Raw genomic sequence first — 22,519 nt, 5'->3', positions numbered from 1 at the left:
CCTGATATGTCTGTCGAGATGAATGTCATTGCAGAAAGCTTTCCGATTGCCGGCAGCTTTACCATCTCGCGTGTCTCAAAGACCGAGGCGAAGGTCGTGACCGCGCGCCTGACGGATGGTGTTCATGTGGGGCAGGGCGAATGCGTGCCCTATGCGCGCTATGGCGAGACGGTCGAGAGTGTCGTCGAGGTGCTGTCGGCGCTGGTGCCGGACGTCGCGCGCGGGCTGGACCGGATGCAGCTGCAGCAGCGTCTCACGCCGGGTGCAGCGCGCAACGCGCTCGACTGCGCTTTCCTCGATCTGGAGGCCAAGCAGGCGGGCATTCCCGTCTGGCAACTTCTGAAGTTACATGAGCCGAAGCCGCTCTCCGTGACCTTTACGCTTTCGCTCGGCACGCCCGAGAGCATGAAGGTGGCAGCGGAGAAGCAGGCTCACCGACCGCTCTTGAAGGTGAAGCTCGGCGGTGAGGGCGATGTGGAGCGCATCCGCGCGGTCCGGGCAGGGGCGCCGCAGTCTGCCGTCATCGTCGACGCCAATGAGGGCTGGAGCCTCGATCAGTACAAGGCGCTGGCGCCAGTGTTTCTCGATCTTGGCGTCAAGCTGGTCGAACAACCGTTCCCGGCCGGTGATGACGATGCATTGCTTGGCCTGGAGCGCGTGCTGCCGGTCTGTGCCGACGAGAGCTGCCACGACACGGCATCGCTTGCGGCGCTGCGCGGGAAGTATGACGCCGTTAACATCAAGCTCGACAAGACGGGTGGCCTGACGGAAGCACTTCTGATGCGCGATGCGGCGGTCGAAGCGGGTTTCGAGATCATGGTCGGCTGCATGGTCGGCACCTCGCTCGCCATGGCGCCGGCGTTTCTGATCGGTCAGGGGGCGGCATTTGTCGATCTCGACGGACCTCTGCTTTTGGCGCGCGATCGTGAGCCGGCGATTGCCTATGATGGGGCGGTGATGCCGCTGCCGCCGCGCGGGCTTTGGGGTTAGCTTCTCAGCCGCGTCTCGCCGGGAGACACCCCCCTCTGCCCTGCCGGGCATCTCCCCTACAAGAGGGGAGACTGGATGAACCGCTAGCCTGGCGTTCCCGTATAGCGTCGCAGAGGTGGCGGCAGACGCGGCGCCCCGCTCTCCCCCCTTGTGGGGGAGATGTCACGCAGTGACAGAGGGGGTGTCGGCGAGGTCGAAGCGGCGCTGCCGGGTATCGCCGTCACGCCTTCGCCATCCAGATCATATGCTTCTTGCCGCGTCCGGTCCGACCGGCTCTCACAGGAATCTCTTCCACCTCGTAGCCGCAGTCCTTCAAGCGCCGTGTGAAGCGCGGGTCGGGCCCTTGCGACCAGACGCCAAGCACGCCGCCGCGGGTAAGGGCGGTTCTGGATTTGCGAATCCCGTCATGGGAATAGAGGCTGTCGTTCTCTTCCCGGGTGAGCCCGTCAGGGCCGTTGTCGACGTCGAGCAGGATGGCGTCAAAGACATTCTTCGACGACTTGATCAAGGCACCGACATCGCCGACATGCACCGTGACGCGGGCGTCATCGAGGCTGCCGGCATAGATTTCGGCCATCGGCCCTTTCGCCCATTCAACGACGGCCGGCACCAGTTCGGCCACGGTGATCCTGGCGTCCTGCGGCAGCACAGCCAGCGCCGCGCGGAGCGTAAAACCCATTCCCAACCCGCCAATCAGCACGTGGGGGCGCTTGCGATCGGCGAGACGCTCCATGGCAAGCGTGGCGAGCGCCTCTTCCGAGCCGCTGAGGCGGCTGTTCATCAGCTCGTTGCTGCCGAGCATGATCGAAAATTCAGTTCCCCGGCTCTTGAGGCGCAATTCGCCGCCGCCGGGGATCTTGGCAGTATCGAGCTGGATCCAGGGGAGCATGGCGAACCTCGAAGGGGTGAAAGACTGGCCCCCGTATCACGACGGCTTGTCCTGCTTCAACTGTCCGGTATGCACCGACGCGTACCGCTGCGTGCCGATCGGGCCTTGCGGAGGGCTAAGCCTGCGGCGCATCCTGCGGCGGACCTGATTTGCACGCTGGTGCCCGAAGAGGAGAATGCCGATGCCCGCGCCAACCAATCGTTTCAAGGCCGCGCTCCTCCAGTCAAACGATCTGCTTGTCGGCCTTTGGGTGGCGCTTGCCAGCCCGCATGTGGCGGAGGTCTGTGCCGGGGCGGGGTTTGACTGGATCCTGATCGATGGCGAACATGGCCCCAACGACATTCCGCTGATTGCCGCCCAGCTGGCCGCCGTTGCGCGTCATCCAGCGCATCCGGTGGTTCGACTGCCGATCGGCGAAACCTGGATGATCAAGCAGGCGCTCGATATCGGTGCGCAGACGCTGATGATCCCGATGGTCGAGACGGCGGACCAGGCCGAACAGCTCGTCCGGGCGATGCGTTATCCACCCGAGGGTGTGCGCGGCATGGGAGCGAGCCTTGGACGCGCCTCCGATTTCGGACGCATCGGCGACTATGCCGAAACGGCGAATGCTCAGGTCTGCCTGATCGCCCAGATCGAAAGCGTGCTCGGGATCGACAATGCCGATGCCATTCTCTCAGTGCCCGGCGTCGATGCGGTGCTGATTGGCCCGGCGGATCTTGCAGCCGACATGGGCCATCGCGGCAACCCGACCCATCCGGAGGTCATGCAGGCAGTGGAGACCTTGATCGGCAAGATCGTGGCAGCGGGCAAGCCTGTCGGCATCATGTCTGGTGATGCCGCGATGCTCGCAATGGCGCGCAAGGCCGGTATCCGCTTCTTCGCCCAGGCAACCGATGTCGGTCTGCTCGCCAAGGCTGCCGCAGAGCTTGCGCAGGCCATGCGCAACTAGTGTTTTCTCAACGATATCAAATGGATTTTCAATGAAGCTCACACTTGATGAAGCCCGGGCGCTGGTGGTCGGTGCCCTGACCCGTTCCGGCGTGGCACCCGGCAATGCGGCGTCCGTTGCCCGTGCGCTTGTGGCCGCTGAGGCCGCCGGACAAGGTGGGCATGGTCTGCGGCGCGTTGAGGCCTATTCTGCCCAGGCGCGCGCCGGAAAGGTCGATGGGCAGGTGACACCCGTTGTGTCGCGGCCGCGGCCGGGTGTGCTCACCATCGATGCGATGAACGGTTATGCCTATCCGGCGCTCGATCTTGCTGTCGAGCTTCTACCTCAGATCGCGCGCGAACAGGGCATCGCGATTGCCACCATTCACCGCTCGCACCATGCCGGCGTGATGGGCCTGACGGTCGGGCGATTTGCCGATGAGGGGCTTGCGGCGATGATGTTTGCCAATGCTCCTGCGTCGATGGCGCCCTGGGGCGGCAACAAGGCGCTTTATGGCACGAACCCGATTGCCTTTGCCGTGCCGGTCGAAGGGGACGATCCAATCGTGGTGGATCTGGCGCTGTCGAAAGTGGCACGAGGCAAGATCATGGCCGCCCGGCAGAAGGGCGAGCCTATTCCGGATGACTGGGCCTTTGACGTCGACGGTCAGCCGACGACCGATGCCGAGCGTGCGATGCAGGGCTTCATGGCTCCGCTCGGCGGCGCGAAGGGGGCGGCCCTGGCCATGATGGTCGAGATCCTCTCCGCCGGCCTGATCGGCGCCAATTACGCCTTCGAGGCCTCTTCGCTGTTTGACGACAAGGGGCCGCCGGTCGGTCTTGGCCAGACGATCATTGCCATCGACCCTGTGGCGACCGGTGGTGCGGGTGTATTCGGGCGCCTCGCACTGCTGGCAGAGGAAATTGGTCATCAGGAGGGCGCGCGGATCCCCGGGCGGCGGGGTCAGGCGTTGGCGCACACTGCTGAGGCAGCCGGGATAGACATCGATGACGATGTCATCGCAACCATCCGTGCGATTGAGTAAGCAGCGCGCCTCGCCGCGCCGCGGAATGCATCACTGGCCGGCCAACCGCTTGGAGGGTCACTCGGCGGCGATGATGTGGAAGTGCGGGCGCTCGCTTGGGTTTTCCGCCTTGGACATGAGATAGATCAGGCAACTCGTGCGCAGCAAAGATGCGAAGTTCGAGACCGATCCGTTGATCTCAAGCGCCTCGTCGTAGAGCGTCGACAAGAAGCGCGATGTCGATAGCGACTGGCTGGCGGCGATTTCATCGATCAGCACCCAGAATGCGGCTTCCAGCTGGATACTGGTCGAATGGCCTGCAATTCGCACCGAGCGGTTGACCGCACGGTACCGCGCCGGATCCTGTCCTGCAAAAACCTCACACATGACATTCCTCCCGATATCTATTGTTTTTGTTCAGTATGCGACCGGCATGGGCCAAGGTCAATTTCCGTTCTGGCTAAAGTGCTTCTTCCAATATCCATCGTTGCCTGCCGTTTCCGGTCAAAAACATCGATGCGGTAGCCGGCTGCTACCCTGATTTTTGCAAGGGGCGCATGATCGGGCAAATCACAGATTCCAGAGAAACGAGGATTCCCTATTGGCAAAGATGATTCATTCGATGATCCGGGTGCTGGAGGAGGGACGATCGGTTTCCTTCTACACACAGGCTTTTGGCCTGGAGATCGCCGAGCGTCTCGACTTCGAGACTTTCACGCTGATCTATCTCAGCAACCCGGAATGCGAGTTCGAGCTGGAGCTGACGGTCAACAAGGGCCGCGAGGAGGCCTATGATCTCGGCAATGGCTACGGTCATCTCGCCGTCAGCGTTGCGGATCTGGATGCCGAGCACCAGCGCCTCACCGATCTCGGCATGAACCCCGGCAAGATCGTCGAATTCAACCGGGACGGCGCGCTTCTCGCCCGTTTCTTCTTCATCACCGATCCCGACGGCTACAAGATCGAGGTCCTGCAGCGGCACGGACGGTACAAGTAGATTGCCAGGCCGGGGGAAGAGGAGCCTTCGGCCTGATTTGTTTTCGCAGCCGGTGGGCGCGGCATCGCGCCAGCCGAGGGTGGCGGTTCAAGGCCGTCGCGCATCATCTCATGGGAGGAGAATGACGTGGTTACGATACTCGACAAGACCGGCGGCATGTCCCGTCGGCAACTTCTGAAGACCGGTGCGGCGAGTGCTGTTCTGATGATAACCGGCACGGCTGTCATCTGTCCCGACCAGGCCTGGGGCCTGGAGGCAACGGCGCTGAAGCCCGATACGTTGGCGACGCTGATCAAGATGGCGCGCGACATCTACCCGCATGACCAGCTCGCCGACCGCTTCTATGCGGCGGCGGTCAAGGGGCAGGATACGATGGCGGCCAAGGATGAGAAGCACAAGGCGCTGATCGAAGACGGCATTGCCGATCTCGACAGCAAAGCTGGTGCCGACGGTTATCGCGGCCTCGGCTGGGAGGACGACCGGGTCGCCATCCTGCGCGACATCGAAACGACGCCCTTCTTCCAGGCGGTGCGGGGCGACCTCGTGGTCAGCCTCTATAACCAGAAGGAGATCTGGCCGATCTTCGGTTACGAGGGCGAGTCCTATTCAAAGGGCGGCTATATCGAGCGCGGGTTCGACGACATCACCTGGCTCTGAGGCACGACTCGACACGCTATCCATCGTCGCCGGAAGGAGGCCCATCGCGGATGGGAACGGCGGCGCTTACCCAAATTGACCGATTTTCCGGGAGGAAACCATGGCAGCGCCCTATGATCTCAACGACGACAGCGTGGTCGTCATCATCGGCTCAGGTGCAGGCGGCGGCACGCTCGCCAACGAACTCGCGCAGAAGGGCATCGACGTTATCGTGCTCGAAGCCGGCGCGCGCATCGAGCACGAGGACTTCATCAATGACGAATGGGACAGCTTCGCCCAGCTCGCCTGGCTGGACCACCGCACCACTGGCGGCGGCTGGCGCGTGTCGAAGGACTTTCCCAACCTGCCGGCCTGGATCGTCAAGGCGGTCGGCGGCACCACCACGCACTGGGCCGGTGCCTCGCTCCGCTTCCAGGAGCATGAATTCAAGACCCTGACCCATTACGGCAAGGTCGAGGGCGCCAATCTCCTCGACTGGCCGATCACACTGGCCGATCTCGAGCCCTATTATGCCAAGGCCGAGGACAAGATGGGGGTCACCCGGACCAATGGCATCGAGGGGCTGCCGGGCAACAACAATTTCAAGATCCTCAAAGCCGGCGCCGACAAGCTGGGTTACAAGGACTGTCACACCGGCAACATGGCGATCAATTCGGCCGATCGCGACGACCGGATGAGCTGTCAGCAGACCGGTTTCTGTTTCCAGGGCTGCAAATGGGGCGCCAAGTGGTCGACGCTCTATACGGAAATTCCGAAGGGTGAGGCGACGGGCAAGCTCGAGGTCCGGCCTCAGTCGCATGTCGTGAAGATCGAACACGACGCCAGTGGCAAGGTGAACGCCGTCGTCTATGCCGACAAGGACGGCACCATGAAGAGCCAGAAGGCGCGCATCGTCTGCGTCGCCGGCAATTCGATCGAAAGCCCGCGTCTGCTGCTCAACTCGGCCTCGTCGAAATATCCCGATGGTCTGGCCAATTCGTCCGGCCAGGTGGGCAAGAACTACATGCGTCATACCACCGGCTCGGTCTACGCGATCTTCGACAAGCCGGTGCATTTCTATCGCGGCACGACCATGGCCGGGATCATCCGCGACGAGGCGAGGCATGATCCGTCACGCGGCTTTGTCGGCGGATACGAGCTCGAAACGCTGGCGCTGGGCGTGCCCTTCATGGCCGCCTTCCTCGATCCGGGTGGCTGGGGACGCTCCTTCTCCTCCGCGATGGACCAGTATGCCAACATGGCGGGTCTCTGGATCGTCGGCGAAGACATGCCGCAGGAGCAGAATGCGGTGAAGCTGCATGGCGAGCTCAAGGACAAGTATGGCATGCCGATCCCGGATGTCTGGTTCACGGATCATCCGAATGACGAGGCCATGCGCAACCATGCCTACAAGCAGGGCGTGGCGCTCTACGAGGCCGTCGGCGCAAACCGCGCCTTCCCGACGCCGCCTTATCCGTCGACCCACAATCTCGGCACCAACCGGATGAGCGAGAAGGCGCAGGACGGCGTCGTCAACAAATGGGGCCAGACGCACGACATCAGCAACCTCTTCGTTTCCGATGGCAGCCAGTTCACCACCGGAGCGGCCGAAAATCCGACGCTGACAATCGTTTCTCTTGCGATACGCCAGGCGGATTACATCGCCGAGCAGATGGGCCAAGGCAGCATCTGAGCGGTTATGACTACCTCCCTCTTGCGGGCGGTGTTGTCGAGAGACGGCATCGCCCGCATTTTTGTCGAATTCTGTCAGTGGCTCAGCGTGGCAACCAGCGCGCGGGCCTTTTCCCGTGTGCGGGCGACGGCCCGGCGTAGACGCAGCGGGCGGGATCCTTCCTCAGCCACGGTCATGGCATTGCCGCGCCAGACGAAATCACTGCCGAACCATGCAGCAATGAAGAGTGGCGGAAGCGCCAGATCCCTGACGATCATGGCGGCGAAGCTTCTCCAGCCTGAGGGCCAGCCGTAGGATCGGGCAAGCAGGATCTCTGTCGAGTACCATAGAGCAAGGTAAACGAGCGGCGTGACGACCGGAATTGTGCCACTGACGGCAGCGCCGGCAAGGCAGAGCGTCGGGAGGGTGGCGCCGACGGCGACTTCCGGCAGGAAGTAGAGCGGGAACGAGGCTCGCCGCAGCCTCGCCCAGCGCAACTGCCGTTTCCAGACGGAGCCTGCACTGCGCTTTCCCAGTGGCTGGGCGAATGGTTCGTGGACAAGGCGCACCTTGAGCCCGGCTTCGCGCACCAGATGGGTTGCTGCGGCATCTTCCGCCACCGCATCGCCCAATCGCTCGAAGCCGCCGAGATCGCTGATGATCGACCGGTTGAGGAGCATGGCCTTGCCCTGCGCAAACCCCTGGCCGATCGAGTCTGCGAGCAGCTGCCAGCGTGCCTGAAAGCTATTCAGCCAGACACTCTCGACTTCGGCTGCGAAGTTTTGCGGTTCCGTGCCGATCGGAGGGGCGCAGACAAGGCCGGTTTCGTCGTCCCAGCGCGCCAGCATGCGCTCAAGCTGGTCCGGCGGCATCAGGACATTGCTGTCGACGATGACAATCCAATCGTGCCGTGCAGACCGCCAGCCCTTGACCAGGTTGTTCATCTTCGGATTGACGCTGATTGCATCTTCGCCAACGAGGAGTTGGGCATCCCGCTCGGGATGGCGGGCAAGCAGGGATCGAACCACGGCCGCCGCCGGGTCGTCTTCGTGTGCGACGCAGAAGATCACCTCGAAGCTTGGCCACCGAAGGTCAAAGGTCGATTCCAGGCAGCGTTCAAGATTGTTTTCAAGCCCGCAGACAGGTCTGAGGATCGTGATCGGGGGGCGCGTCGCATTGTGGGTGGGAACCGAACCGATGTGCTTGCGCGCAAGCAGGGCGCCAATGCTGCCTGCCTGAACGGCAAGTGCTGCGGTGGCAAACCAGATCGACAGGCTCATTGACGTCCCCAAGATGTTGGCGGTCGCGATGGCTGCGAGGGATAGCACCGCTTTGTGACAGTTCAGCGACTGCTTCTCAGCGCTGCAAAAAGCTTGATGCCAAGATAGACTGCAATGCCGCCGGTCACCAGAAGACCGCTGATGCTGCCGGAGATTTCTGCAATCTCCGTGACGTTTTGGCTGAAAGCGGCACCCAGCCCCGTATAGGCGGCCACCCACACCGCCTCTCCCGCAGCCCCAGCGATGGTGAACCGCATCCATGGAAACCGGGTGGCGCCGGTCAGGAGGTTGAGGTAGGGGCCAAGCGGCGAGAGCAGCCAGCGCGTCAGGAAGACCGCGAGCATTCCGCGCCTGGCCATTTCAGCTTCCGCCGTGTCGATTGCGGCCTTGCGCGCCGGTTGGCGTGTCAGGCGCTCGACAAGCCTGCGTCCGCCTGTGCGTCCAATGAAATAGCCAGTCTGGTCGCCGGCGATTGCGGCAAGAAGTGCAACCGAAATTACAGCGAAAAGCGAGTATTCGCCTGCTGCTGCAAACGCGCCCATGAGCATCATGCCGATTGACCCCGGCACCGGAATGCCAAGGCAGCTGATGAAGATGACAAGCGCAAGCAGTGGCAGGCCATAGGCGGGCAGGGATGCAATGAGGGCGTCGGTGAAACTCATCTGTCCGGCTTCCCCTCCTTCAGCCGGGCAACGGCCGCCTCGATCTCGAGCTTGAAGGCGTCGAACGTCTGGTTGCGGTCTCGCGCCAGGCGTTCGAGCGAGGGGCGGGGCGCGTTCTTCGGCGGCGGCGTGAGGTTTAGCGCCTGCGCAAGCTCTGCCACCGGAACCCGCCAGGAATGGGCCACGTATCCGACGGTCATCCACGGCATGATGGGCTGGTTGCGATGGGCGGGATCCTGCCAGTAGCTGACAAACAGCGCTGTTCTGACGGCGAAGAAGACGACAAGTGCCAAGGCGAAAACGAAGGTGATGAAGAGGATGCGATTGTGACGCCAGAGGTGCAAGATCCTGTTCATGTCGTCTTCCTGTTCTCATCGGCGATTGACAGGTCCCGCCGTCGCGTTTCACTGCTGAATCTCTCTAACGTGTATTGAGGAAGTGCGGCAATGGCAGCGGGTGAGGTGAAGCTCGATGATAGCTGGAAAGCGGTTCTGGGAGCCGAGTTTTCAAAGCCGTACATGCAGGCGCTGAAAGCGTTCCTCAGCGCGGAAAAGGCAGCCGGCAAGCATATTTTTCCGGCGGGTTCCGAATATTTCCGAGCGCTTGACCTTACGCCGATCGACGAGGTGCGCGTGGTCATTCTGGGGCAGGACCCGTATCACGGGGCAGGCCAGGCGCATGGGCTATGCTTCAGCGTGCGGCCCGGCGTGCGTGTGCCGCCGTCGCTCGTCAACATCTACAAGGAACTGAAAAGCGACCTCGGTGTTGAGCCGCCGGGGCACGGCTTTTTGGAGCATTGGGCGAAGCAGGGCGTGCTTCTGCTGAACAGCGTGCTGACCGTCGAAGAGGCGCGCGCTGCATCGCATCAGGGGCAGGGCTGGGAGACTTTCACCGATCAGGTCATCCGTGCGGTCAATGAGGAATGCGAGCATGTGGTCTTCATGCTCTGGGGTTCCTACGCGCAGAAGAAGGCGGCCTTCGTGGACAGGAGCAGGCATCTGGTTCTGACGGCGCCGCATCCATCGCCGCTTTCGGCGCATAACGGTTTCTTCGGATCGCGACATTTCTCGCAGGCGAATGCTTATCTGGAAGCGAAGGGCTATCGGCCGATTGACTGGCAACTGTCACGGTCGATCCCAGACGAGAGCATGGGTTGAAGTCCCGTCCCCCTTCAGAAATAGTGTGCCCCCGCCGAGTTGCAGTCCCCCGGAGTTTTCATGTCGCATCATCATCAGTTCTACATTGACGGCGAGTGGGTAGAACCGTTCGCAAGAGCGATGCTGGATGTGGAAGATCCGTCGATCGAGGAACCCTTCACCAAGATTGCGATCGGCAGTCGAGCAGATGTCGACCGGGCCGTTTCGGCAGCGCGCCGGGCTTTCGCAAGCTTCGCCGACATGGACGTCGCCGACCGTCTGGCACTGCTCCGGCGCATTCTGGCGGCCTATGATGCGCGCGCCGAGGATCTGGCTCGTGCGCTCAGCAGGGAAATGGGCGCGCCAATCGCATTTGCGCGCGATTCGCAGGTGGCCGCAGGCAAGGCGCATCTCGTCGCCACGATTGGGGCGCTTGAGACTTTCCCGTTCTGCGAACAGCGCGGGACCACCCGGATCCAGAAGGAGCCGATCGGCGTCTGCGCGCTGATCACGCCCTGGAACTGGCCTTTGAACCAGATCGTCTGCAAGGTGGCGCCTGCAATTGCGGCCGGCTGCACCATGGTTCTGAAGCCGTCTGAAGTGGCGCCGCTCTCCGGCCTGATCTTTGCTGAGATCATGGAAGCGGCGGCAACGCCGGCGGGCGTGTTCAACCTCGTCAACGGCCGAGGGGATGAAGTGGGGCATGCGCTTGCTGCCCATCGCGATGTCGACATGGTGTCGTTTACCGGCTCCACCCGGGCCGGCATCTCGGTTGCCAAGGCGGCGGCAGACACGGTGAAGCGCGTTGCCCAGGAACTTGGCGGCAAATCTGCCAATATCATCCTGCGCGACGCCGATCTCGACCAGGCGGTTCGGGATGGCGTGGAAGCCTGTTTTGGCAATTCCGGACAGTCCTGCGATGCGCCGACCCGCATGCTGGTGCCCGCGGAGTGGCATGACGACGCCTTGCAGATCGCACGCGAAGCTGCGGAAGGGTTTTGCGTCGGGAACCCGCAGGAAGACGGGGTGGATCTTGGCCCGGTGGTCAATCTGGCCCAGTTCAACAAGATCCAGCGGCTTATCGACCTCGGCATCGAGGAGGGGGCCTTGTTGGTCGCGGGTGGCCCGGGCCGTCCTGACGGCCTCAATCGCGGCTATTACGTCCGGCCGACGATTTTCGGTCATGTCACCGCTGACATGACGATTGCTCGCGAGGAGATCTTCGGACCCGTTCTGTCGATACTCTCCTACGAGACGGAGGAGGACGCGATCGCCATCGCCAATGACACCATCTATGGGCTCGCGGCCTATGTGCAGTCCGGTGATCTTGACCATGCAAGGCGCGTGGCAGGCCGTCTTCGCGCGGGATCGGTCTATCTCAACTATCCTGCCTGGGATACGTCGGCGCCCTTTGGTGGCTACAAGCAGTCCGGCAATGGGCGGGAATATGCGGACTGGGGCATTCACGACTTTCTCGAGATCAAGGGGATTGTCGGCTGGGGCAAGTCTGACGGCTGACCAAGCCGCGTTTTCCCGATCGATGATACGGATCTTTTAACCGTCGATCTCGTTGGACAGGCCATCCACGTCTGCTGCGCGAAAACGGCTGCGCAGCGGGAGCGATCGGCACCGAGCGTCTTCGCGAGCTCAAGTGTTTTGCCCCATTGTCGACGTATTTTTGCCAATCTTTACTTCCCGTTTTGAAAATCGAATTCGTTCTTAGCGTAGATTGGAACTTTTAGATCGCTGACGTGTTTTTGCTTCCAGTAATTATGATGGGAAGGACTACACAATGCGTAAGATTATCCTCATTGCATCGCTGATGGCCGGCGCCGTTGCTGCCCCGGCTCTTGCTCAGGAAGGCACTGTGACCGGCGCTGCCGGTGGTGCCGTGACCGGCGCAATCGTCGGTGGTCCGGTCGGTGCCGCTGTTGGTGGCGTTGTCGGCGCCATCGCCGGTACTGCCGTTGCTCCGCCGCCGGAGCCGGTCGTCACCTATGTCCGCCAGCAGCCGCTGCCGACTGAAACGGTTGTCGTCGAGCAGCAGGTTGTTGTCGGCGAACCCCTGCCGCAGCAGGTCGTTCTGACGCCGATCCCTGAAAACCCGACCTATGCCTACGCAGTGGTCAACCAGCAGCGCGTCATCGTTGACCCGCAGACCCATGTGGTCGTCGGCGTCGTGCAGTAATCCGGTCAACCAGACCATAGCTTCGGCCGGGGCTTTGGCCCCGGCAATCCACACAATCAGGAGGAAATACCATGGAACAGCGTCCCGATCCCCGCCTCGATCCCCGCGACCCGCGTCTTGATCAGCGCCCAATCGTAACCCAGCAGAACAGCGGCTCCGGCGTCGGCATCGCAGCCATCGTGCTCGTGCTTGTCGCTCTCGGCGGTGCTGCCTACTACATGTACGGCACCCCCACCGATATCGACAGCCGCACCACGGCTTCGACGACGGAAGAGTCTGCACCTGCCGCCACGGATGCGGCGCCTGCACCGGATGCGGCGCCTGCCCCGGAAGCGCCTGCGGCTCCGGCAGAACCGGCTCCGGCCGCACCTGCTGATCCGGCTCCGGCTGGCAATGGTGGTTCGACGACCACAACGCCGTAAGCTGTTGGCAAGCCCAAACCGAGAAGGCCGGCTCTTGAAGAGCTGGCCTTTTTGGTGTGTCTGCATCAAATCAGAATAGGGAGACCAGTTTGGGGAAGTGCGATGTTGGACCAATGGCGCGTTTCAGGCCCCGGCATGCCGCGATATGTTCTGCCGAGCAATCACTATTCCGCCGTCTACGCTGTCGGCGATGTCCATGGTTGTCATCAGGCACTTCTGGAGATTGAGGCGCAGATCGTCCAGGATGGCGATGGCATAGACGGTCCAAAGCTCATCATCATGCTCGGCGACTATGTCGACAGGGGGCCGCAATCGTCTGCGGTCCTTTACCACCTGATGGCGTCGCCACCGCATGGATTTGATCGTATCTGTCTGCGCGGCAATCACGATGATGCGCTGCTCGACTATATCAACGGTGATCCTGCGGGTGACTGGTGTCTGGAACACGGGGCGCTCGAGACAATGCGTTCCTACGGTGTCGAGCTGGAGCAGGGGGCAGCCTTGCGGGCTTCCGATTTCTCGTTGCGGCAGCGTTTTCGCGACATGGTTCCCGAGAGCCACCGCGGCTTTCTGGATGCGCTCCCCTCCATGGTTACGATCGGTCCCGATGTCTTTGTCCATGCCGGTATCCGGCCGGGACGACCGCTCCTCGATCAGACGGATGAGGATCTCCTGTGGATCCGCCAGTCTTTCATCGAAATGGGACCGGGTTTGCCCTGCCGCGTCTTTCATGGACACACCCCCATGCGGCAAGCGCATGTAAGCGCGCAACGCGTGAGCCTCGACACGCATTGCTACAGGACAGGCCGGCTCACAGCTGCGCGTCTGTATGCCGGAGAGGTGGACCTCATCGAGCGCGTCGGGGATGTCGCCTGACGATTGGGTTCCGACCGATCAGGCGAGCTTCGCCTTCGGCTTTGGCTTGCCCCACTCGGCGATGGCTATGCCGCCGAGAACAAGGGCGAGCGCAATCACGTGAAATGTCTCCAGTGCTTCGCCGAGAAGGGTTACCGAAAGAAGCGTGCCGAAGACCGGAATGAGATTGATGAACAGACCCGCGCGGTTCGCGCCGATGCCTTCCACGCCCTTGATGTACAGGATCTGCGACACCAGCGAAGGAAACAGTCCGGCATAGACGATGACGGCCCAGCCGGTGGCATCGGGAATGATAAGGGCGTTCTGCTCGGCTTCCCAGGCCAGAAGCGGCAGGCAGGCGAGGGCTGCGACAAAGGCCGGGATCGCCATCAGGCTCTTCCAGTGGACGGCCGGCTTCCAGCGAAGGGCGATCGTGTAGATGGCGTAGACAACACAGGCGCAGAGCATCAGCGTGTCGCCATAATTCAGGGTTAGGTCAAGTAGCATGCGTAAATCGCCATGGGTGACGGCGAGTGCCGCGCCGATGAAGCTCAGGACGAAGCCGCCGACCTGAATCGGAGAGACAGGCACACGGAAGAAGAGGAAGTTCAGAATGAAAATCAGAACCGGTATGGCGCCCTGTTCGATCGCAGCGTTGACCGCGCTGGTATATTGAAGGGCGCTGTAGAGAAAGGCGTTGAATGCGGTGAAGCCGACGGCGCCGTAAAATGTCAGAAGCTTCCAGTTTGCTTTCAGGACGGGCCAGTCCTTGCGCAACTGCGGCAGCGATATGGCGACGATGATCATCGTGGCGATTGCCCATCGGCTGAAGCTGAGCACCATGGGGCTGACATGGCCGATCGCCAGTTTGCCGGCGACCGTATTGCCGCCCCAGAGCAGTGTGGTGATGATGAGGAAGCTGTAAGCGCGAATGGGCAAGGTCTGGCGTTTCCTGCGTGCGGGGCGTCTACATGATCGGCGATGCACCAGGGGTCTGGTGGCGCGATCCGTCCGAAATAGGTGAGGGGCCCGGCTTTGTCACGCAAAAAGCCGATTCCTTGCCAAGCATGGGTCGATTTCCCAAAAACAACACAGTATAGATGCGCGGGTTTGGATTGGCGCCGCATGGCGCGTTAGACAGGATTTCAAGATGACGAATGTCGTGGTGATCGGTTCGCAATGGGGTGACGAGGGCAAGGGCAAGATTGTCGACTGGCTCTCTGAGCGTGCGGACATCGTGGTCCGTTTCCAGGGCGGCCACAATGCCGGACATACGCTTGTGATCGATGGCGTGTCCTACAAGCTGTCGCTTCTGCCGTCGGGCGTGGTGCGTCCGGGCAAGCGCGCCGTGATCGGCAACGGCGTGGTGGTGGATCCGCACGCGCTGATCGCGGAAATCGGTCGCCTGAAGGACCAGGGCGTCTCGGTAACCCCGGACAATCTGCGGATTGCCGAAAACGCGACGCTGATTCTGTCGCTGCATCGCGAGCTGGATGGCATGCGCGAAGATGCTGCCTCCAACAGCGGCGCGAAGATCGGCACCACGCGCCGCGGCATCGGCCCGGCTTACGAAGACAAGGTTGGCCGTCGCGCCATCCGCGTGATGGATCTTGCGGATCTCGAAGCGCTCGAAGGCAAGGTCGAGCGCATTCTCACGCATCACAACGCGCTGCGTCGCGGTTTCGGTGTGGCGGAGGTCGAGCACAAGACGATCATGGACGAGCTGACCTCGATCGCCGATCGCGTGCTGCCGTTCATGGATTCGGTCTGGGTGCTGCTCGACAAGGAGCGCCGCAAGGGATCGCGCATCCTGTTTGAAGGCGCGCAGGGCTCGCTGCTCGACATCGACCACGGCACCTATCCGTTCGTAACCTCGTCCAACACGGTTGCCGGCCAGGCTGCGGCCGGTTCGGGCATGGGGCCGGGCGCGCTCGGCTATATCCTCGGCATTACCAAGGCCTATACGACGCGCGTCGGCGAAGGCCCGTTCCCGACCGAGCTCAATGACGAGATTGGCCAGTTCCTCGGCGAGAAGGGCCATGAATTCGGCACGGTCACGGGTCGCAAGCGTCGCTGCGGCTGGTTCGATGCGGCACTCGTTCGCCAATCGGTGGCGACCAACGGCATCACCGGCATCGCGCTCACCAAGCTCGACGTTCTCGATGGTCTCGACGAGCTGAAGATCTGCGTCGGCTACAAGCTCGACGGCCAGGAAATCGACTATCTGCCGGCATCGCAGGCAGCCCAGGCGCGGGTCGAGCCGATCTACATCACGCTCGAGGGTTGGAAGGAATCGACCGTCGGTGCCCGCAAATGGGCGGATTTGCCTGCTCAGGCCATCAAGTATGTCCGTCAGGTCGAAGAGCTGATTGGTGCGCCTGTCGCACTCCTGTCCACAAGCCCGGAACGGGATGACACGATACTTGTTACCGATCCTTTCGAGGACTAAGTTAACCGTTCACCGTGGTTTTGCCGCCTCAGCGATGACGTGGCGATAATGAGAAAGTGCCAATGGCTGACTTTATTGCCGTTATTCGACGGGCCGTTGATGGTTTGTCGAGCAATACTCCGGAGATGCGCGCACGCGTTTACGAAAAGGCACGTGCGGCCGTCGTTCGCCAGCTGGAAGGCATGCAGCCTCGCCCGCCGGAGCACATGTTGCAGCGCCAGCTGGAAAAGCTCGATGCAGCCATTCGCGACGTCGAGGCTGAGCATGCTGCCGCTGAAAGTTCTGCACCATTGCCGGTGGAAGAGCCAGCGCCCGCTGTCACAGGCGATGATTGGGCCGATGCCTATATGGCCGAGCCTGAGCCCGAACCACAGCCTGCCGTGCCGGCAGATCCTGAGCCTGTAATACCACAGGCGCCACGCGAGGAATTCGCGCCCTGGCAAACACCAGGTGGCGCGGCAGAGCCAATCGATGCGGGCAGGCCAGTTTCCGGCGCGACATCGTTCGACGAGGGACGCCATCCGGCTGAACCCGACATCGAAGACGATTATCCGGCTGCGTCTCAGCCGCAAGTCGACACCTGGTCGCAGCCGGCAGCCCCGGTGGTTCCGCTCTGGGAACAACGTGAGGCCGCGCACCAACAGGCCAACACTGTTGCCGATCGCCCCCCAGAACCCTACGACGACTGGCAGGCGCCGCAGGCTACAGGCGGACTTCCCACTGCGGAGTGGAGCCATCCAGACCTGCTTGATCCGGCCTCCAATCGTGTTCCGGAGCTCCCCGAGGTCGATACGACGTCGTCCCATGCCACGCATATGCCGATGGACGAGTATCCCGCGTTCGAAGAGCCTGCCAAGGTGCAGACGGGGATGGAATTCGGTGCCACCGATCACTATCCGGTTCCAAGTGATCCCGTGGCGCTTGGCAATGGCGCACCTGCGGGCACAGCGCTCAGCTCCGAGCCCGATGATTTCAGCCAGTGGTTCCAGGATCATGCAGGTGACCTGAAACAACAGCCCGAAGCTGGAGCTGCAGAAGCAGAGTTTGGCGGTAGCGCTGGCGCTTCCGCCGCCGTCTCTGCCGGTGCCCAGCCCAAGAACGATGCCATGGACGCCCTGATGGGCGGTTATGACCAGCCGGCCTATCGGCTTGAGCCGCGGCGCAGTCGCAACTTTGCCCCTGTCATTCTGGCCGTCATCGGTTTCACGATTGCCGCCGGTGCCGGAGTTGCAGGCTGGGTCTACCGCGACAGCTTCAGTTCCATGTTCAACAATGTCGCTGGCGAGCCGGTCCAGACCAACGGAGGCACGACCGAGACCGCGAGCACGGACGGCGCTGCAGATCCAGACACCACCCAGGAAGCCGCCAATGGCGGGGAAACGCCGGATGCGGCCGGAGCGGACAAATTCACGCAGCGACTGCAAAGCGACGGAACGGAAGTTGACGAGGGGGCCGCTGCCGCTCCGAGCATCGGAACGCCGCCTGAAGGCCGCTCCGTTTCGGCGCAGACGCTCGCATCCAACATAGAGGGTGCGGATGCTGCGGCTGCAACGGCTGCCCAGAATGCCGCATCGCCTGCCGCAACCGCGACGGCTGCAGCCGGCGGTGACAAGCTTTTCCTCTACGAAGAGCAGATCGGACAGGCGACGCCCGTTGCGGTGCCCGGTGGCGTGACATGGACGGCGCTTCGCGAAAACGGTCCCGACGGTCGTCCGGACCCGCAGATCCAGGGACGCTTGACGGTTCCTGACCGCGGCCTTTCGGCGCTGTTGACGATCAAGCGCAATACGGATGACTCGCTGCCGGCGAGCCACATTATCGAAGTCGTCTTCTCGGTGCCTGCGACCTTTGAAGGTGGCGCCATCGAAAGTCTGCAGCGCATTGCGATGAAGCGGACGGAGCAGGACCGCGGCGATCCGCTTGTGGCGGTGACGGCGAAGGTGACGGACGATACCTATCTGGTGGCGCTCAACGACTTCGAGGATGTCATCGCGCGCAATCTGGAACTTCTGTCAACACGCGGCTGGATCGACATTCCGGTTGTCTATCGCAATGGCCGCCGAGCCCTGATCACGATGGACAAGGGCGCCGAGGGTGCCAGGGTGTTCGAGGAAGTGATCCGCGAATGGCGGGCACTCGGTCCGGGCAACTGAGGCGCAAGGCCCGTCTCGGGTCGCTAAAGAGTTGAAATCTGCAATCCGCGGGGCTTGTGTCTCGCGGATTTTTCGTTCCCATTGCGCAGCGAGCGCATTGCTGATGCGATATCTGGAAGGGAGAGACTATGGCGGTTGGTTTGCCTCAGCGGTCGGAGGAACCTTACGACATGGGAGTGTCTGCCGCTGGTTTGGCCTTGCAGGTTGTCGATGTGCGAAAGCGCTTCGGAAGGGGCAATCGCAGTGTGCTGGCGCTTGATGACCTGTCTCTTTCGGTTCACGCAGGGGAGGTGGTGGGATTGCTTGGTCCGAATGGGGCGGGCAAAAGCACATTGCTCAGGATCATTGCAGGGTTGATCCGGCAGGATGCCGGCGAGATCCGTATCTTTGGTGCAGCCGCTGGACCGCAAAACCGTCGCCGGCTTGGCATGCTGGTCGAGGCGCCGGCGCTTTATCCCTTTTTGACCGCGCGCGAACATCTCGACATGCTGGGCAGGGCCGAGAACAACCGGTCCGAAGTGGAGCCGATCCTCCGCCGGGTTGGGCTCTTTGCAGCCGCCGACAAGAAGGTTGCAGGCTTTTCGCTCGGTATGAAACAGCGGCTCGGCATCGGCTGCACGCTGATCGGCAGGCCCGAGGCGATTGTGCTCGATGAACCGACAAACGGCCTCGATCCCGATGGTATCCAGGAGGTGCGGGCACTGATCCGGGACCTCTCGGAAAAGGATGGGCTGGCCGTGCTTCTCTCCAGCCATCTGCTGGCGGAGGTCGAACGCGTCTGCGACCGCGTTGTGATCATCAATCATGGCCGGCTTGCGGCGGAAGGTGCGGTGGCTGACCTCACCCGTGAGCAGGGACGCTTTCATCTGCGGGTCGACAATCCGCAGGCGGTTGCCGCGTCGATAAACCATGAGACCGAGCTGCAGGAGGGTGGTGTCTTCGTTCGTCTTGAGGCCAGCGAGGTTCCCGACATGTTGCAGGCAATCATCCGGTCAGGCGCACGCGTTCACGAAGCAAAGTGGGTCAGGTCGGACCTGGAGCAGGTCTTCCTCTCCGAAACCCGGGAGGCGCGCCCATGATGGCCCTTTTGAGCGGTGAGATGCGCAAGCTGCTGCGCCAGCCGGGCGCCCTGTTCTTTGGTTTCTTCGGCATCGTCTTCCTGACCATCACCTTCAAGATCGGGCTGGAAGCAATTGCGGTCTGGCGCATGGGGCGCATGCCGACAGGGAGCATCGACCTCTACTTGTCCGCGGCGAAGGCGATGAGCATCTCCGGCAATACGCTTGGCCACCTGCTGTACGCCATCGGTATCGGGACTGTGTTTGCCACCGAATATCGCTATGCCACTTGGCGGCTGCTGGTGCCACGACATTCGAGATTGCAGCTTTACGGCGCAAAGTTTCTCGTGTGCCTTGTCGCGCTTGCAGCGTCCCTTCTTGTCGCTGGTCTCGGTGACATGCTGGTCAATCTTACGCGGGCTGCGCTTGAAGGGCAGGGGGCGGTTGTCTCGCTTGCGGCCTCTTCCGCATCGCGTCTCGTGCTTGCCTTCATGGCCGCGCTACTGGAGCTTGCCGTTCTCGCCGCCTTTGTCGGCCTCATCACGACGGTGTTCCGCTCGATGATGCCGGCGATCATCCTCGCGTTCCTGCTGATCCTCGGTTCGAGCATGGTGCATCTCTATCTGGGCAGTGATGCCGATGCGTTGCCGCTGCCGAGCTACGGCGCCGAATTCCTCCGCAGCTTCATCGTCTCGGGCGACTCGACAGCACAGGCGGGGTTTGGCGCAATCAGCCTGCTTGTCTGGCTTGCTCTGCTGTTTCTTGGCGGCGCTGCCTGCTTCCAGAGGCAGCAGCTGACGAGCGAATAGGCCGAAACACAAAAGCCGCCCGTTTTGCCGGGCGGCTTTTCAATCGGATGGGTTGGTGTTTGGACGTCAGGCTTCGACGACGCGCAATGCGTTGGCACGTTCCAGTGCATCCTTCTGGACCGCTTCCTGCACCTTTTCAAAGGCGCGGACCTCGATCTGCCGGACACGTTCACGGCTGATGTCGAATTCGGTCGACAGGTCTTCCAGCGTCACCGGATCGTCCGCCAGACGCCTTGCCTCGAAGATGCGGCGCTCGCGTTCGTTGAGAACGCCCATCGCCCGCTTCAGCATGTTGCGCCGCGTGTCGAGTTCATCCTGCTCGATCAGCACGGTTTCCTGGCTTTCGTGGTCATCGACCAGCCAGTCCTGCCATTGGCCACTTTCACCTTCGCTGGCGCGCAGCGGTGCGTTCAGTGAGGCGTCACCGGACAGGCGACGGTTCATCGAGATGACTTCTTCTTCCGACACCTTCAGCTTGGTGGCAATTTCCGTCACCTGGTCAGGGCGAAGATCCCCTTCCTCGATGGCCTGGATCTTGCCCTTGAGGCGCCGCAGATTGAAGAACAGGCGCTTCTGATTGGCGGTGGTGCCCATCTTCACGAGCGACCAGGACCGCAGGATATATTCCTGGATCGAGGCCTTGATCCACCACATGGCATAAGTCGCAAGGCGGAAGCCGCGCTCCGGATCGAACTTCTTCACCGCCTGCATCAGGCCGACATTGCCTTCGGACACCACTTCGCCGATCGGCAGGCCGTAGCCGCGGTAGCCCATGGCGATCTTCGCGACGAGACGCAGGTGGCTGGTGACCAGCCGGTGCGCAGCATCACGGTCGCCGTGTTCGGCGTAGCGCTTGGCAAGCATGTATTCTTCTTGCGGTTCCAGCATCGGGAACTTGCGGATTTCATCCAGGTATCGATTGAGACCAGCTTCGCCGGCTGTGATCGATGGCAATGTGCTGCGGGCCATAAAGCACCCCCTTTTTTCCGAGAGCTCCCAAAGGAAACGGCGAGCTCAATCTCCGTGGACCTCTCTATCCCACAGAAATCCTGATGAGAGATAAGTATGCCAAAATAGCGATACAAGGGAAAGGTTCCGTCACAGAGGCGTGAAAGCCAAAATAATTTGTGCGCAATGGAATTGCGAGCAATTTTCCCTAGTTGGTCATGCTGTGACGGAAAATCCCGGTCGCTATTGGGTCTCTTCACCGCGTTCAGATGGTGCCCCGATCAGGCCTCCATCCCCTTCAGCGCGTCGATCACCTTCTGCAGGTCTGCCGGCACCGGTGCCTCGAAGCGCATGGTTTTGCCTGTTGTCGGATGCTCGAAGGCAAGCAGATAGGCGTGCAGTGCCTGGCGGTGGAATTTGTTGACCGCGCGTTTAGCCTCTTCCGGCAGAAGGTTTGCCTTGGTCTTGAAGGCGGCGCCATATTCCTGGTCGCCGATCAGCGGGTTGCCGATATGGGCCATGTGCACGCGGATCTGGTGGGTTCGCCCCGTTTCAAGACGGCATTCGACGAGCGAGGCAAGGCAGCTGGCATCCGGCTTTTCACCGTAGCGTTCCAGCACGGTGTAGTGGGTGATAGCCTCGCGGGCGTCATCGGTATCTTCACGCTTCACGGTGCGCTTCGTGCGGTCTGCGCCCGAGCGGCCAAGGGCCGCGTCAATGGTGCCGGCAAGCGTGCGGGGGCGGCCCCAGACAACGGCGCGATAGGCGCGCTCCAGCGGACCGGTGCGGCCATGATCTGCAAACTGGTCGGACAGATGGCGGTGGGCGATATCGTTCTTGGCGACGACCATGACGCCCGAGGTGTCCTTGTCGAGACGGTGCACGATGCCGGGCCGCTTGACGCCGCCGATGCCCGACAGGCTATCGCCGCAGTGGTAGATAAGCGCGTTGACCAGTGTGCCATGCCAGTTGCCGGCGCCCGGATGGACGACAAGGCCGGGCGGCTTGGCAATCACGATCAGGTCGCTGTCCTCATAGAGGATCTCGAGCGGAATGTTTTCGCCCTTTGGCTGCGGGTCTTCCGGCGCTGGCAGATCGATCACGACACTGTCGCCGGGCTTGATCTTGCGATTGGGGCTATCGAGCAGAACCGTGTTCAACTGAACGGCGCCCTGTTCGATCAGCGCCTTGACGCGGTTGCGCGAGAATTCCTTGCCAAGAGCAGCCGTCAGCCAGGCATCGATGCGGCCCTCGGCATCGTCACCGGCAATCAGCTCTTTCCTTGAGGCGGCACCTTCGTTAAAGGGGTCGGTCATCATGTCATCCCGTCTGCAAGCGACCGGCGATGCGGCCTTGAGTGGCAGCCTTTCGCACAGACAGGCGATTTCGACAATCGACAGCCGGTTTTGCCGGTCGATTT

Annotated in this window: 23 protein-coding genes; 15 read left to right on the top strand and 8 right to left on the bottom strand. The window is 62.0% G+C overall.

Features of this window, described 5'->3' with window-relative positions; genetic code table 11:
* Positions 1-6: 6 nt before the first annotated feature.
* On the top strand, positions 7-990 hold the full coding sequence (dgcA, locus tag FAA97_RS15625) for an N-acetyl-D-Glu racemase DgcA (RefSeq protein ID WP_136599492.1): 984 nt from the start codon (positions 7-9) through the stop codon (positions 988-990).
* A gap of 220 nt (positions 991-1,210) precedes the next feature.
* On the opposite strand, the gene FAA97_RS15620 is transcribed toward dgcA, so the two are convergent.
* The gene (locus tag FAA97_RS15620; protein ID WP_136599491.1) at positions 1,211-1,879 is read right to left on the bottom strand and encodes a spermine/spermidine synthase domain-containing protein; all 669 of its coding nucleotides are present in this window, start codon (positions 1,877-1,879) and stop codon (positions 1,211-1,213) included.
* Positions 1,880-2,060: 181 nt separating this feature from the next.
* Between FAA97_RS15620 and FAA97_RS15615 the strand changes: the two genes are divergently transcribed.
* The gene (locus tag FAA97_RS15615) at positions 2,061-2,831 is read left to right on the top strand and encodes an HpcH/HpaI aldolase family protein (RefSeq protein ID WP_136599490.1); all 771 of its coding nucleotides are present in this window, start codon (positions 2,061-2,063) and stop codon (positions 2,829-2,831) included.
* 31 nt (positions 2,832-2,862) lie between these two features.
* Entirely contained in the window at positions 2,863-3,855 is a 993-nt protein-coding gene (locus FAA97_RS15610; RefSeq protein WP_136599489.1) for an Ldh family oxidoreductase, read from the top strand.
* A 57-nt stretch (positions 3,856-3,912) separates the two neighbouring features.
* On the opposite strand, the gene FAA97_RS15605 is transcribed toward FAA97_RS15610, so the two are convergent.
* On the bottom strand, positions 3,913-4,221 hold the full coding sequence (locus FAA97_RS15605; RefSeq protein WP_136599488.1) for a ribbon-helix-helix domain-containing protein: 309 nt from the start codon (positions 4,219-4,221) through the stop codon (positions 3,913-3,915).
* A 214-nt stretch (positions 4,222-4,435) separates the two neighbouring features.
* On the opposite strand from FAA97_RS15605, the gene FAA97_RS15600 reads away from it, so the two are divergent.
* The 3 genes from FAA97_RS15600 to FAA97_RS15590 all read left to right on the top strand — a co-directional run bounded on the left by FAA97_RS15600 (position 4,436) and on the right by FAA97_RS15590 (position 7,160).
* Positions 4,436-4,831, top strand: a complete 396-nt coding sequence (locus FAA97_RS15600) for a VOC family protein (RefSeq protein ID WP_136599487.1) — start codon at positions 4,436-4,438, stop codon at positions 4,829-4,831.
* A 126-nt stretch (positions 4,832-4,957) separates the two neighbouring features.
* On the top strand, positions 4,958-5,488 hold the full coding sequence (locus tag FAA97_RS15595) for a gluconate 2-dehydrogenase subunit 3 family protein (protein WP_136599486.1): 531 nt from the start codon (positions 4,958-4,960) through the stop codon (positions 5,486-5,488).
* 100 nt (positions 5,489-5,588) lie between these two features.
* Positions 5,589-7,160, top strand: coding sequence for a GMC family oxidoreductase (locus tag FAA97_RS15590; protein ID WP_136599485.1), 1,572 nt, complete (start codon positions 5,589-5,591; stop codon positions 7,158-7,160).
* A 74-nt stretch (positions 7,161-7,234) separates the two neighbouring features.
* Here the strand turns inward: FAA97_RS15590 and FAA97_RS15585 are convergent, their stop codons facing one another.
* From FAA97_RS15585 to FAA97_RS21095, 3 genes are all read right to left on the bottom strand, one after another.
* Positions 7,235-8,419, bottom strand: coding sequence for a ceramide glucosyltransferase (locus FAA97_RS15585; protein WP_136599484.1), 1,185 nt, complete (start codon positions 8,417-8,419; stop codon positions 7,235-7,237).
* 62 nt (positions 8,420-8,481) lie between these two features.
* The gene (locus tag FAA97_RS21100) at positions 8,482-9,081 is read right to left on the bottom strand and encodes a DedA family protein (RefSeq protein ID WP_168801017.1); all 600 of its coding nucleotides are present in this window, start codon (positions 9,079-9,081) and stop codon (positions 8,482-8,484) included.
* Positions 9,078-9,437, bottom strand: coding sequence for a hypothetical protein (locus FAA97_RS21095; RefSeq protein ID WP_168801016.1), 360 nt, complete (start codon positions 9,435-9,437; stop codon positions 9,078-9,080). The genes FAA97_RS21100 and FAA97_RS21095 overlap by 4 nt, the downstream gene beginning before the upstream one ends.
* A gap of 90 nt (positions 9,438-9,527) precedes the next feature.
* Between FAA97_RS21095 and ung the strand changes: the two genes are divergently transcribed.
* From ung to FAA97_RS15555, 5 genes are all read left to right on the top strand, one after another.
* Entirely contained in the window at positions 9,528-10,238 is a 711-nt protein-coding gene (gene ung / locus FAA97_RS15575; protein WP_136599482.1) for a uracil-DNA glycosylase, read from the top strand.
* A gap of 60 nt (positions 10,239-10,298) precedes the next feature.
* The gene (locus tag FAA97_RS15570; RefSeq protein ID WP_136599481.1) at positions 10,299-11,735 is read left to right on the top strand and encodes an aldehyde dehydrogenase family protein; all 1,437 of its coding nucleotides are present in this window, start codon (positions 10,299-10,301) and stop codon (positions 11,733-11,735) included.
* A gap of 274 nt (positions 11,736-12,009) precedes the next feature.
* A complete protein-coding gene (locus FAA97_RS15565; RefSeq protein WP_136599480.1) occupies positions 12,010-12,405 on the top strand; it encodes a DUF1236 domain-containing protein in 396 nt (131 codons plus the stop codon).
* 71 nt (positions 12,406-12,476) lie between these two features.
* Positions 12,477-12,827 carry a hypothetical protein gene (locus tag FAA97_RS21090; protein ID WP_168801015.1) on the top strand — a complete coding sequence of 117 codons (351 nt, stop codon included), beginning with the start codon at positions 12,477-12,479 and terminating at the stop codon, positions 12,825-12,827.
* A gap of 102 nt (positions 12,828-12,929) precedes the next feature.
* Positions 12,930-13,703, top strand: a complete 774-nt coding sequence (locus FAA97_RS15555) for a metallophosphoesterase family protein (RefSeq protein WP_136599479.1) — start codon at positions 12,930-12,932, stop codon at positions 13,701-13,703.
* A gap of 18 nt (positions 13,704-13,721) precedes the next feature.
* Here FAA97_RS15555 and FAA97_RS15550 read toward each other — a convergent pair whose 3' ends face one another.
* Positions 13,722-14,621 (bottom strand): DMT family transporter, encoded by a 900-nt coding sequence (locus FAA97_RS15550; RefSeq protein ID WP_136599478.1) that lies wholly within the window; start codon positions 14,619-14,621, stop codon positions 13,722-13,724.
* Positions 14,622-14,832: 211 nt separating this feature from the next.
* On the opposite strand from FAA97_RS15550, the gene FAA97_RS15545 reads away from it, so the two are divergent.
* The 4 genes from FAA97_RS15545 to FAA97_RS15530 all read left to right on the top strand — a co-directional run bounded on the left by FAA97_RS15545 (position 14,833) and on the right by FAA97_RS15530 (position 20,151).
* On the top strand, positions 14,833-16,131 hold the full coding sequence (locus FAA97_RS15545; RefSeq protein WP_136599477.1) for an adenylosuccinate synthase: 1,299 nt from the start codon (positions 14,833-14,835) through the stop codon (positions 16,129-16,131).
* Positions 16,132-16,193: 62 nt separating this feature from the next.
* On the top strand, positions 16,194-18,284 hold the full coding sequence (locus FAA97_RS15540; RefSeq protein ID WP_136599476.1) for a hypothetical protein: 2,091 nt from the start codon (positions 16,194-16,196) through the stop codon (positions 18,282-18,284).
* A gap of 170 nt (positions 18,285-18,454) precedes the next feature.
* Complete coding sequence (locus FAA97_RS15535) at positions 18,455-19,363, top strand: ABC transporter ATP-binding protein (RefSeq protein ID WP_168801014.1); 909 nt, start codon at positions 18,455-18,457, stop codon at positions 19,361-19,363.
* Positions 19,360-20,151 carry an ABC transporter permease gene (locus tag FAA97_RS15530; RefSeq protein ID WP_136599474.1) on the top strand — a complete coding sequence of 264 codons (792 nt, stop codon included), beginning with the start codon at positions 19,360-19,362 and terminating at the stop codon, positions 20,149-20,151. The genes FAA97_RS15535 and FAA97_RS15530 overlap by 4 nt, the downstream gene beginning before the upstream one ends.
* Positions 20,152-20,217: 66 nt before the next feature.
* Here the strand turns inward: FAA97_RS15530 and rpoH are convergent, their stop codons facing one another.
* Together rpoH and FAA97_RS15520 are read right to left on the bottom strand one after the other, a co-directional pair.
* Positions 20,218-21,120 (bottom strand): RNA polymerase sigma factor RpoH, encoded by a 903-nt coding sequence (rpoH, locus tag FAA97_RS15525; protein ID WP_136599473.1) that lies wholly within the window; start codon positions 21,118-21,120, stop codon positions 20,218-20,220.
* A 260-nt stretch (positions 21,121-21,380) separates the two neighbouring features.
* Entirely contained in the window at positions 21,381-22,415 is a 1,035-nt protein-coding gene (locus FAA97_RS15520; RefSeq protein ID WP_136599472.1) for an RluA family pseudouridine synthase, read from the bottom strand.
* Positions 22,416-22,519 lie beyond the last annotated feature (104 nt).

The organism is Peteryoungia ipomoeae, from assembly GCF_004912165.1.
In the GTDB taxonomy this organism is placed as follows: Bacteria; Pseudomonadota; Alphaproteobacteria; order Rhizobiales; family Rhizobiaceae; genus Allorhizobium; species Allorhizobium ipomoeae.
Note: the sequence above shows the minus strand (reverse complement) of the source record. Positions and strands in the feature narration are given on the sequence as shown.

Coding starts and splice junctions, on each gene's coding strand:
- dgcA (WP_136599492.1), top strand. CDS start 7: ATGTCTGTCGAGATGAATGTCATTGCAGAAAGCTTTCCGATTGCCGGC.
- FAA97_RS15540 (WP_136599476.1), top strand. CDS start 16,194: ATGGCTGACTTTATTGCCGTTATTCGACGGGCCGTTGATGGTTTGTCG.
- FAA97_RS15585 (WP_136599484.1), bottom strand. CDS start 8,419: ATGAGCCTGTCGATCTGGTTTGCCACCGCAGCACTTGCCGTTCAGGCA.
- FAA97_RS15615 (WP_136599490.1), top strand. CDS start 2,061: ATGCCCGCGCCAACCAATCGTTTCAAGGCCGCGCTCCTCCAGTCAAAC.
- FAA97_RS15570 (WP_136599481.1), top strand. CDS start 10,299: ATGTCGCATCATCATCAGTTCTACATTGACGGCGAGTGGGTAGAACCG.
- FAA97_RS21090 (WP_168801015.1), top strand. CDS start 12,477: ATGGAACAGCGTCCCGATCCCCGCCTCGATCCCCGCGACCCGCGTCTT.
- ung (WP_136599482.1), top strand. CDS start 9,528: ATGGCAGCGGGTGAGGTGAAGCTCGATGATAGCTGGAAAGCGGTTCTG.
- FAA97_RS15565 (WP_136599480.1), top strand. CDS start 12,010: ATGCGTAAGATTATCCTCATTGCATCGCTGATGGCCGGCGCCGTTGCT.
- FAA97_RS15535 (WP_168801014.1), top strand. CDS start 18,455: ATGGGAGTGTCTGCCGCTGGTTTGGCCTTGCAGGTTGTCGATGTGCGA.
- rpoH (WP_136599473.1), bottom strand. CDS start 21,120: ATGGCCCGCAGCACATTGCCATCGATCACAGCCGGCGAAGCTGGTCTC.
- FAA97_RS21095 (WP_168801016.1), bottom strand. CDS start 9,437: ATGAACAGGATCTTGCACCTCTGGCGTCACAATCGCATCCTCTTCATC.
- FAA97_RS21100 (WP_168801017.1), bottom strand. CDS start 9,081: ATGAGTTTCACCGACGCCCTCATTGCATCCCTGCCCGCCTATGGCCTG.
- FAA97_RS15610 (WP_136599489.1), top strand. CDS start 2,863: ATGAAGCTCACACTTGATGAAGCCCGGGCGCTGGTGGTCGGTGCCCTG.
- FAA97_RS15545 (WP_136599477.1), top strand. CDS start 14,833: ATGACGAATGTCGTGGTGATCGGTTCGCAATGGGGTGACGAGGGCAAG.
- FAA97_RS15530 (WP_136599474.1), top strand. CDS start 19,360: ATGATGGCCCTTTTGAGCGGTGAGATGCGCAAGCTGCTGCGCCAGCCG.
- FAA97_RS15590 (WP_136599485.1), top strand. CDS start 5,589: ATGGCAGCGCCCTATGATCTCAACGACGACAGCGTGGTCGTCATCATC.
- FAA97_RS15520 (WP_136599472.1), bottom strand. CDS start 22,415: ATGACCGACCCCTTTAACGAAGGTGCCGCCTCAAGGAAAGAGCTGATT.
- FAA97_RS15605 (WP_136599488.1), bottom strand. CDS start 4,221: ATGTGTGAGGTTTTTGCAGGACAGGATCCGGCGCGGTACCGTGCGGTC.
- FAA97_RS15555 (WP_136599479.1), top strand. CDS start 12,930: ATGTTGGACCAATGGCGCGTTTCAGGCCCCGGCATGCCGCGATATGTT.
- FAA97_RS15620 (WP_136599491.1), bottom strand. CDS start 1,879: ATGCTCCCCTGGATCCAGCTCGATACTGCCAAGATCCCCGGCGGCGGC.